At 54.9% G+C, this 10,421-nt stretch carries 10 protein-coding genes; 8 read left to right on the top strand and 2 right to left on the bottom strand.

Annotation, left to right across the window (positions count from 1 at the left end; genetic code table 11):
* The 4 genes from RTY00_RS11620 to glnB form a co-directional block, all read left to right on the top strand.
* A partial coding sequence (locus RTY00_RS11620) for a HAMP domain-containing sensor histidine kinase (RefSeq protein WP_312664547.1) occupies window positions 1-536 on the top strand: 536 nt, incomplete at its 5' end.
* Window positions 537-539: 3 nt separating this feature from the next.
* Window positions 540-1,211, top strand: coding sequence for a two-component system QseEF-associated lipoprotein QseG (gene qseG, locus RTY00_RS11615; RefSeq protein ID WP_312664546.1), 672 nt, complete (start codon window positions 540-542; stop codon window positions 1,209-1,211).
* Window positions 1,212-1,213: 2 nt separating this feature from the next.
* On the top strand, window positions 1,214-2,545 hold the full coding sequence (gene glrR, locus RTY00_RS11610) for a two-component system response regulator GlrR (protein WP_312664544.1): 1,332 nt from the start codon (window positions 1,214-1,216) through the stop codon (window positions 2,543-2,545).
* Between the two features lie 75 nt (window positions 2,546-2,620).
* A complete protein-coding gene (glnB, locus tag RTY00_RS11605) occupies window positions 2,621-2,959 on the top strand; it encodes a nitrogen regulatory protein P-II (protein WP_007886217.1) in 339 nt (112 codons plus the stop codon).
* 50 nt (window positions 2,960-3,009) lie between these two features.
* Here the strand turns inward: glnB and hmpA are convergent, their stop codons facing one another.
* Window positions 3,010-4,194, bottom strand: coding sequence for an NO-inducible flavohemoprotein (gene hmpA / locus RTY00_RS11600; RefSeq protein ID WP_312664543.1), 1,185 nt, complete (start codon window positions 4,192-4,194; stop codon window positions 3,010-3,012).
* Window positions 4,195-4,533: 339 nt separating this feature from the next.
* Here hmpA and glyA point away from each other — a divergent pair, with 339 nt between their 5' ends.
* Window positions 4,534-5,787, top strand: coding sequence for a serine hydroxymethyltransferase (glyA, locus tag RTY00_RS11595; protein ID WP_312664542.1), 1,254 nt, complete (start codon window positions 4,534-4,536; stop codon window positions 5,785-5,787).
* Between the two features lie 129 nt (window positions 5,788-5,916).
* Window positions 5,917-7,056 carry a 3-phenylpropionate MFS transporter gene (locus tag RTY00_RS11590; protein WP_312664541.1) on the top strand — a complete coding sequence of 380 codons (1,140 nt, stop codon included), beginning with the start codon at window positions 5,917-5,919 and terminating at the stop codon, window positions 7,054-7,056.
* Here the strand turns inward: RTY00_RS11590 and csiE are convergent.
* Window positions 7,053-8,321, bottom strand: coding sequence for a stationary phase inducible protein CsiE (csiE, locus tag RTY00_RS11585; RefSeq protein WP_312664539.1), 1,269 nt, complete (start codon window positions 8,319-8,321; stop codon window positions 7,053-7,055). The genes RTY00_RS11590 and csiE overlap by 4 nt on opposite strands.
* 155 nt (window positions 8,322-8,476) lie before the next feature.
* Between csiE and RTY00_RS11580 the strand changes: the two genes are divergently transcribed.
* Together RTY00_RS11580 and RTY00_RS11575 are read left to right on the top strand one after the other, a co-directional pair.
* Entirely contained in the window at window positions 8,477-9,103 is a 627-nt protein-coding gene (locus RTY00_RS11580; RefSeq protein ID WP_312664538.1) for a DUF1007 family protein, read from the top strand.
* The gene (locus RTY00_RS11575) at window positions 9,094-10,077 is read left to right on the top strand and encodes a nickel/cobalt transporter (RefSeq protein ID WP_312664537.1); all 984 of its coding nucleotides are present in this window, start codon (window positions 9,094-9,096) and stop codon (window positions 10,075-10,077) included. The genes RTY00_RS11580 and RTY00_RS11575 overlap by 10 nt, the downstream gene beginning before the upstream one ends.
* Window positions 10,078-10,421 lie beyond the last annotated feature (344 nt).

Genomic DNA, 10,421 nt, shown 5'->3' with positions numbered 1-10,421 from the left:
GCCGTCATTTACAGCGGCTAATTGAGCAGTTGCTCGATTACAACCGCAAGCTGGCCGATGGCCCTATGGCGCTTAAGCCCGTGGCGCTTAATGAAATCATTGATTCGGTGGTAAAAGTGCACTCGTTGCCGGCCAATGCGCGTGAAATGACCACACATGTTGATCTGCAAGTGCATCACTGTCTGGCGGAAGCGACGCTGCTGCAGCGGGTGATTGATAACCTCTATTCGAACGCCGTGAACTACGGCAGCGAATCCGGTAACATCTGGCTGCAGAGCCAGCAGAAGGGCAACCAGGTGTGGATTGAGGTGGCAAACACCGGCACACCGATTCCGGCTGAAGAGCAGGCGATGATTTTTGAGCCCTTTTATCAGGGCAGCCAACAGCGCAAAGGGCCGGTTAAAGGCAGCGGGCTGGGCTTAAGCATCGCCAAAGATTGTCTGCGCAGGATGCACGGCGATCTGCAGTTGGTAACGCGCAAGGATGCGGATGTCTGTTTTCGTATCATTCTGACGACCAGCGCCGGGAATGCCTGATTAATGAAATTAACCCTATTTAAACTTGTGGCCAGTGCAGTGCTGGTTTTGGGCCTCAGCGCCTGCCAGGCACCGTCACAAGATCATACGCAGCATAATGGCGTCAGCATGCCTGAACCGGACGTGCGCTTGCCGGATTATCTGGCGACCGATTGCCAAAACGTGTGGCAAATCGAAACGCCAGCCGCTTCAGGCAATCCGCTTTATTGGCAGCGCGCCATTGATTGCGCCGAGCGCTTATCGCCGGCCGAAGCACGGGCTGAAGCGCGTCGTTGGCCGGTGCAAGGCTGGGCGCGCGCCTTCAAGCAGGGCATCTTGCTTGCTAACGGTAACGTCACGCCGGTTGAGCGCCGTGATTTTGTCACCACTTTAGACGGGTACAGCGCGGCTTATCCGGCGTCGGTGCGTCCGTTGTTGCAGCTGTGGCGTAGCAATCAGGCGGCTCAACTGGAGCTGAGTGAAGCGCGTGGACGCTACGCCGCCTTGCAGCAGAGTAATGACGCGGAGATGGATAACCTGCGCCAGCAGCAAACCAAAATGCGTCAGTCGCTGGCCGATACCCAACGTAAGTTAGAGCGCTTAACCGATATTGAACGCCAGTTGTCGTCGCGCAAAGCGCCCGACAGCAGCGACGCATCGCACGGCGGCAGCGATGTGCAAAGTGAGGATCAGTAACCATGAAACAAGCCGCACGTTTATTGCTGGTGGATGACGATCCGGGCTTATTGAAACTGCTTGGCATGCGCCTAAGCAGTGAAGGCTATCAGGTTGCGACAGCCGCCAGCGGGCCAGAAGCCCTGCGCCATCTGCAAAAAGAGAAGGTCGATCTGGTGATTAGCGACCTGCGCATGGACGAAATGGATGGTCTGGCGCTGTTCGGTGAAGTGCAGAAACGTCATGCGGGCTTGCCGGTGATTATCCTCACCGCGCACGGTTCGATTCCCGAAGCCGTGTCAGCCACGCAACAAGGCGTGTTCAGCTTTCTGACCAAACCGGTCGATCGAGATGCCTTGTATAAAGCGATAGATGAAGCGCTGGCCCAACGCGCGCCGATCAGCGATGACGGCTGGCGCGAAGCGATTGTGACCCGTAATCCGCAGATGTTGCGTTTGCTGGAGCAGTCGCACATGGTGGCGCTATCTGACGTCAGCGTGTTGATTAACGGCCAAAGTGGCACCGGCAAAGAGGTGCTGGCGCAGGCGATTCACGCCGCCAGCCCGCGCGCCACCAAGCCGTTTATTGCCATCAACTGCGGTGCGCTGCCGGAACAGCTTTTAGAGTCCGAACTGTTTGGCCATGCTAAAGGGGCGTTTACTGGCGCGGTCAGCGCACGTGAAGGCTTGTTCCAGGCGGCGGAAGGCGGCACGTTGTTTCTTGATGAGATTGGCGACATGCCGCAGGCGCTGCAGGTGAAACTGCTGCGTGTATTGCAGGAGCGCAAAGTGCGGCCGTTAGGCAGCAACCGCGATCTGGATATCAACGTGCGGATTATTTCCGCGACGCACCGCGATTTGCCCAAAGCGATGGAGAAGAAGAGTTTCCGCGAAGATCTCTACTATCGTCTTAACGTGGTTAACCTGAAAATTCCCGCGCTGCACGAGCGTGCTGAAGATATCCCGCTGCTGGCAAATCATCTGCTGCGCCAGTCGGCCGATCGCCATAAACCTTTTGTGCGTAGCTTCTCGGTGGATGCAATGAAGCGGTTGGTCGGCGCCGCATGGCCGGGCAATGTGCGCCAACTGGTCAACGTGATTGAGCAGTGCGTCGCCTTGAGTACCGCGCCGGTCATTGGTGATGCTTTAGTTGAACAGGCGCTGGCGGGGGAAAATACCGCGCTGCCCACTTTCGTCGAAGCGCGTAATCAGTTTGAGCTCAACTATCTGCGCAAATTGCTGCAGATGACCAAAGGAAATGTCACCAACGCTGCGCGTCTGGCTGGACGTAACCGCACTGAATTCTATAAGCTGCTGTCGCGCCATGAATTGGACGCCAGCGAATTTAAAGAGTAGCTTGCTGCGGCGGCGGCAGGAACACGTATACTATATTTATCCATCCATCATGGAGGGATTTAAAAAGGATCTGTCATGAAAAAGATCGATGCAATTATCAAACCATTCAAACTCGATGATGTACGTGAAGCGTTAGCTGAAGTGGGTATCACCGGGATGACGGTCAGTGAAGTGAAAGGCTTTGGTCGTCAGAAAGGTCACACTGAGCTGTATCGCGGCGCTGAGTACATGGTCGATTTTCTGCCAAAAGTGAAAATCGAAATGGTGGTAGGTGACGATATCGTCGATACCTGCGTAGAAACCATTATGAAAACCGCGCAGACCGGCAAAATCGGCGACGGTAAAATCTTTGTCTTTGATGTGGCGCGCGTTGTGCGTATCCGTACCGGTGAAGAGGACGAAGAGGCGATTTAAGCCCCTTCGCGCATTGCCTGAAAAGCCTGCCTTGTGCAGGCTTTTTTGTTTTACAGCACCTTGTGCGGACCAAACACTTCGTAGTGGATGCGATCGGCATTGATGCCGGCATCAACCAATTGACGCGCGACAAACTGCATAAATGGCAGCGGACCACAGATCCAGAACTGACGATCGGCCTGGTTAAGCGCGGCGGACACGCTCGCCAAATCCATCAAGCCCTGCGCGTCGTAACGTCCGGCGTCTGCACTTTCTGGCTGACGATACCAAACGTGGCTGGTGAAGTTTGGCAGGCGTGCGCCAAGGGATTTTACCTCTTCGGCAAACGCATGCTGCGAACCGGCTTCAGCGGCGTGCAGCCAGTTAACCGCCGCCGCATGTTGCTGCTGCGCCAGGTTAGCCAGCATCGCCAGCATGGGGGTTTGGCCAACGCCAGCAGAGATCAGCGTAATCGGCGTGGCTGCTTCAGCCTGCAGGAAGAAATCACCGGCTGGCGCAGCGCACTGCACGATATCGCCCACCTGCGCGTTATCGTGCAGCCAGCCCGACACGCTGCCCAGCGCTTCGCGTTTAACCGCGATGCGATAAAAATGCCCATTTGGCTGATGCGTCAGCGAATACTGGCGATGCTGGATATTTTCAAAGCCTGACGGTAGTAAGCTGATCGCCAGATACTGACCTGGCAGGAAGGTTGCCACCGGCTGACCGTCGTTTGGCACCAGTTCAAAACTCTTGATCACCGAACTTTCCTGATTGATGGCGCGAATACGGAAATCACGCGCACCGCGCCAGCCGCCGGTTTTCTCTTCGGAAGCTGAATAGATGGCTTCTTCACGCTGGATAAACACATCGGCCAGAACGCCATACGCTTTGCCCCACGCGGTCAACACCTCTTCACCTGGATGAAGCAGCTCATCAATCGTTGCCAGCAGATTTTCACCGACAATGGCGTACTGCTCAGGCTGAATGTTCAGGCTGGCATGCTTCTGCGCAATCTTCTCCACCGCCGGCAACAGCACGGCCAAATTTTCCAGGTTGCTGCCATACGCCACAATGGCGTTGAACAACGCTTCCCGCTGATTGCCGCTGCGCTGATTGTTCATGTTAAACACGTTTTTCAGTTCAGGATGTTGCGTCAATAAACGCTGGTAGAAATGGCCGGTAAGTTGCGGACCGATCTGGGCAATGGCGGGCAAGGTCGATTTGATGGTAGCGATGGTTTGCGCGTCGAGCATGGTGAAATCCTCAGAGTGAATTTAAACATGTATTTTAAATGCATCTTATGGCTAATCGAAGCGCCTGTAAATCCCTCGTTGTGATTAAGGATTAAGCAAAAGAGGTGCGAGCTGGCCCGCAAAGCTGAAATTCTTTCGCGGTGAAAGTGAGCAAATTTCGTGATTTTCCAGCTTGCAAAAAAGCGTAAAAAACCCGTTCCAGCGCCATGCCAATCGTTTGCGCAAAAAGAGGGGATTGACGCTACCGTCACCTGTCAAAACCGTTTACACTGTTCGCCTTCGCCCCCTAGCCGGGGCCTAAACTGCCGTTAAAAAGTTAGCTGAGTCAGGAGAGTCCGGATGTTAAAGCGTGATATGAACATTGCCGATTATGATGCCGCGTTGTGGCAGGCTATGGAGCAAGAGAAAGTGCGTCAGGAAGAGCACATTGAACTGATTGCTTCTGAAAACTACACCAGCCCACGCGTAATGCAGGCCCAAGGTTCACAGCTCACCAACAAATATGCCGAAGGCTATCCGGGCAAACGTTATTACGGCGGATGTGAATACGTCGATATCGTTGAGCAGCTGGCAATCGATCGCGCTAAAGAGCTGTTCGGCGCAGATTTCGCTAACGTGCAGCCGCACTCAGGTTCTCAGGCCAACTTCGCGGTTTACACCGCGCTGCTGCAGCCGGGCGACACCATTCTGGGTATGAACCTGGCGCACGGTGGTCACCTGACGCACGGTTCTCCAGTAAACCTGTCTGGTAAGCTGTACAACGTTATCCCTTACGGCATCGATGAAACCGGCAAAATCAACTACGAAGAGCTGGCTGAACTGGCGCAAACCCACAAGCCAAAAATGATCGTCGGCGGCTTCTCTGCATATTCTGGCGTGTGTGACTGGGCCAAAATGCGTGAAATCGCAGACAGCGTTGGCGCCTACCTGTTCGTTGATATGGCACACGTTGCGGGCCTGATCGCCGCAGACGTTTACCCGAACCCGGTTCCTCATGCACATATCGTGACCTCAACCACCCATAAAACCCTGGCGGGTCCGCGCGGCGGCCTGATCCTGGCGAAAAACGGTGACGAAGATCTGTATAAAAAACTGAACTCCGCGGTGTTCCCGGGTGGTCAGGGCGGTCCTCTGATGCACGTGATTGCTGGTAAAGCGGTGGCGTTCAAAGAAGCGATGGAGCCAGAGTTCAAAACCTATCAGCAGCAAGTTGCTAAGAACGCGAAAGCGATGGTGGAAGTTCTGCTGGAGCGCGGTTACAACATCGTTTCCGGTGGCACTTACAACCACTTGTTCCTGATCGATCTGGTCAGCAAAAACCTGACCGGTAAAGAAGCCGATGCCGCTCTGGGCCGCGCCAACATTACCGTGAATAAAAACAGCGTACCTAACGATCCGAAGAGCCCGTTCGTGACCTCTGGCGTGCGTATCGGTACCCCAGCGGTGACGCGTCGTGGCTTCAAAGAAGCTGACGTTCGTGAGCTGGCTGGCTGGATCGCTGACGTGCTGGACAACATCAACGACGAAGCGACCATCGAACGTACCAAACACAAAGTGCTGGAAATCTGCAGCCGTCTGCCGGTGTATGCGTAAGCTTTACGCTTCTCGATGCAGTTCAAAAAAGGATGGCGCAAGCCATCCTTTTTTTATTGCCGTCGCGGTAGCGCTCTGACAAAGTAGCGCCCACTCGTGCTGCTCAGCAGCATTTTTGCTGGAGGGAATATGGCAATCGGCTCCGCCAAATGGCTCGGTTTGGGCTACTTCACTTACTTCTTCTGTTACGGCATTTACCTACCTTTCTGGAGCGTCTGGCTAAAAGGCATCGGACTCGATGCGGAAAAAATCGGCCTGCTGCTGGGTTGCGGCATGGTGGCGCGTTTTGTCGGCAGTTTGCTGATTGCCTCGCAGGTAAAAAATCCCTCACAGCTGATCACCGCGCTGCGCCTGCTGGCGCTGATGACCTGCCTGTTCGCCATCGGTTATTGGCTGGGGCAACAGTGGATGTGGCTGCTGTTCGTGATGATCGGCTTCAACCTGTTTTTCTCACCGCTGGTGCCGCTCAGTGATGCGCTGGCCGCCACCTGGACGCAGCAAATCGGTCTGACTTATGGCCCGGTTCGTTTGTGGGGGTCGCTGGCGTTTGTCATCAGTTCTGCCTTAACCGGCATGCTAGTTACTGCGTTCTCGTCGCAGGCGATTCTGGTGCTGCTGTCACTGGGCGCGGTTAGCATGTTGGGTGGGATGATGTTAACGCCTGCGACTAAGCCGCAGGGCAGTGAACGTCAGACATCCACCGACGGTGGCTGGCAGGCATGGCGTGATTTGCTGCGCGAAAATGCAGTGTGGCGCTTTATGTTATGCGTGACATTGTTACAGGGCGCACATGCGGCTTACTACAGCTTCAGCGCGATTTGGTGGCAGGAGAGCGGTTATTCCGCATCGATTATCGGCTATTTATGGTCGCTGGGCGTGGTGGCTGAAATCATCATTTTTGCTCTTAGCAGCCGGCTGTTCCGCCGCTGGAGCGCGCGCGATCTGCTGCTGTTATCAGGCGTGTGCGCCATCATCCGCTGGACGATGCTCGGCTCCAGCACCGCCTTGCCGCTGCTGATCGTGGCGCAGATTCTGCACTGCGGCAGCTTTACCGTCTGCCATTTAGCGGCGATGCGATTTATTGCCGCGCGCAAAGGTGCGGAAGTGATTCGTCTGCAATCGCTCTATTCGGCGCTGGCTATGGGCGGCGGGATTGCGGTGATGACCATGATTTGCGGTGTGCTGTTTGCTCATCTGCAAGGACATCTGTTCTGGGTGATGGCGTTAGTGGCGCTGCCGGCGCTGTTCCTGCGTCCGCGCGCCGCTTAACTCTCCAGCAACTGGCGAATGCGCTGCTGCTGATGGCTACTCAGCGGCAGCTCAGCCTGGATCAGCGGCGGTGAAAACAGCGGCAACGAAATGGCGTACGGCGTGATCACCAGCGCGATATCGCGCGGCGCGCCTTCACGCTGAAAATGCACAACGTCCTGATAGCTGATGTTAATCGGTAGCAGCGTCATTTCCCGTAGCTGCTGCTCCAGCAACTGCTCCAGCGCGGCATCCGCGCCTGTCAGCAGCAGCACCTGCTTTTCCTGCAATGCACTCTCCTGCATCAGCCAGGCACCAAACAATACCGCTACCAAACTGACCTCTTCGGCACTAAAGCGCGTGGCAAAATTACGGCTGAAATGCTCAAGCGCGCGTTCCGTGGTGCGCAGCAGGCGCGGATAGAGCCGTGCGACATCCAGCGCCACGCTGTTATCAATGCCGATGGCAAAATGACTGCGATCCAGCGCCTGCGCCAGATGCGTAAAGAGTTGCTGAGTGAGTTCGGATCGATTTTTAAAGGTGGTTTGTGCCAGTTGCTCAAAGCGCGTAATCAGCGCTTCTACTGACTGCATCAGCTTTACCGCTTGTGGATGCTCCAGTTGCGTAGCGATTGGCGCGTGAATCAAGCTAAACAACAGCGTCCAGAAGTCGGTTTCGCTCACATCCGGCGCTATATGGCAGCGTTTTTGCCAGTGATGAATCACGTCGTCGGCGGCAGCACGTTCGGCTTTTTCCGCCAGCCATGCGCGTTGCCCTTCATTGAACAGCGCGTTTTGTCGCTGACACAGCGAATACTTCATGAAGATTTGCAGAAACAGGCGGTCGCGTGCGCTGAAGTCGCGCGCCAGGCGCAGGCTGCAGTGCTGAATCAGCGCCTGCAGGTTGGTTTCATCCCACAGCGCTTTCTCGATTTTCAGTACTTTCAGGCGCTGACGCAGCACCGGGGCAAAATGCTCGCAGACAAAATCCTGCGACAAACGCAGCGCGCGTCGCAGCCAGTGGATCAGGCACAGCCGCCTGTCCAGTTCCGTCCCATGAATGCGGAAGCTGCCATCGACCATCTGGTGTAGCTCCAGTTGATGGTAACGCTGTATCTCCTCTCCCACATCCGCGATATCCTGTCGGGCGACAACAGGCACCACGCCATTTAACTGGCAGAGCTTTTCAAGCGTCAACGCGGGAGCGGGCAGAAATAGCAGCAGTAACAGATGACAACGACGCTGGGAGCGGCTGAAGAGTGGTGCAGAGGAAGGTGCAGAACTCATCAATGGTTTATCCGCAGGTCACTTTTGAGCTAAGAATAGCTAACTCCACGCGGTAACCTTGCACTTTGTCGTGACTTTTGTTCAGAGCTTTAGGGCGGGTCACAATTTTTCTGGACCACTCTACACTTCACTTTAAAATTGTTACTTTATAACACATGAAAATTGCACTCATTACGTTTACGCTGTTGTTCAGCACCGCAGCCTGGTCACATCCGCACAGCTTTATTGACATGAAAACCGAGTTCATCAGTGACAACCAGCATCTCAGCGGCATGAAAATGGTGTGGACCATGGATGAGATTACCTCCGCCGATCTGCTGTACGACGCAGGTAAGGCCAAACCTGGCGATGTGGTGTGGAAAAAGCTGGCGGCGCAGGTGATGGCCAACGTGCTCGGTCAGCACTATTTCACTGAAGTGTGGCAGGACAAGAATCGGGTCAAGTTCCTCAGTCTGCCGAAAGAGTACAACTTATCGCGCAACGGCAACAAAGCAGTGCTGGAGTTCATCGTGCCGTTTGGCGAGCCACAGTTATTGAGTGCGAAGCAGTATCGCATTCAGACCTTTGATCCCAGTTATTTCGTTGATATGTATTACGATAATCCACAGGCATTAACCATGGACGACACCGTTAAATCGCACTGCCAAATCGAACTGCACACACCGAAACCGGATGACTCGCTGAAACAATATGCGCTGTCGCTGGATAAAGCCGATGCGCCGCCGGAGGATATGGATCTTGGCCAGCAATTCGCTCAAACGGTGACGCTGACATGTCATTGATTTCGCTGCCTTCCCGCTCACGTCGTTTATGGCCGCTGTGGCTGATGGCGGGATTATTACTGCTGGCGGGCGTGCTGCTGTGGCAGCACTGGTCGCAGATTTTGCTGCAAAGCGTGCTGTGGCAAAAAGTTCTGAATCGCGAGATGACGCAGCTGTTACAGCAGGTTGCTGAACAGCCGCAGCAGGCGGGCGTGACGCTGATGCTGTTCAGCCTTGCGTATGGCGTGTTGCATGCGCTGGGTCCGGGACACGGCAAAGTGGTGATCACCACCTTCCTCGCCACCCATCCGGCAAAGTTGAAAACCAGCATGAAACTGACGCTATTGGCGGCTTTGCTGCAAGGTGGCGTGGCGATTGGTTTGGTGACGCTGATGCTGGTGGTGCTGCAAACCTCGTCGCGCCAGATGCATCTCGGCAGTTACTGGCTGGAGAAGGGCAGTTATCTGCTCGTTGTCGCGCTGGGTGTTTGGGCCGGTTGGCGTGCATTGCGATCGCTGCGCCAGCAACTGCGCCCTCAGCCAAAACTGCAGATCCACGCTATTCGTCCTACACATCAGCATGATGAACACTGCGGCTGCGGTCATGCGCATCTGCCCAGCGCCGCGCAGATGGATCAGGCTGTCAGCGCTAAAACGCAGGCGCTGGTGGTGTTTTCCATGGGGCTGCGGCCCTGTTCCGGTGCCATCATGATGCTGCTGTTTGCCAAAGTGATCGGCGTTTATGCGTGGGGCGTTGCCTCTGCCGTGGCGATGGCGGTGGGCACGGCGTTGACGGTTTCGGCGCTCGGCTTGTTAGTGCAGCGCTCCCGTCTGCTGGCTCAGCGCTTAGGGCAGGCAGGCGGTACTCATCCTGCGACCAGGCTGCTGGTGCCGCTGCTCGCCATGTTAGGTAGCGTGCTGTTAATCGTTGCGGGCGTTGCATTATGGCAAAGTGCCTCGCCGAGCATGGGCGGCGGAATTCGTCCTTTCATGTAGTCTAAAAATAATAAACGCAGCGGTAATGATATCGTCTGCGTTTAAATCGTTATCTGCCTCATATAATTAAATCTCATCCCTGTACTAATCTGGTGGAAATAGCGTTCACCGACTACGCTAATTGTTACCAGTCAGGCTTCTGGTCCATTCAGTAACAATAATTATTTATCGTAATATTTTGCGAGGAAAAAACGATGCCTGAAACCCGGGTTAATAATGGCGGTGTGGAAACTGTTCATGAAAATCATGTCGGTTTACCGTTGAAGCGTATTTCCTGGAGCGCGGTATTTGCAGGTGTTATCGCTGCGCTAATCATTCATATTTTATTAGGTATATTGGGCACG

Origin of the sequence: Pantoea sp. CTOTU49201 (assembly GCF_032054795.1) — a bacterium.
GTDB lineage: Bacteria > Pseudomonadota > Gammaproteobacteria > Enterobacterales > Enterobacteriaceae > Pantoea > Pantoea symbiotica.
Note: the sequence above shows the minus strand (reverse complement) of the source record. Positions and strands in the feature narration are given on the sequence as shown.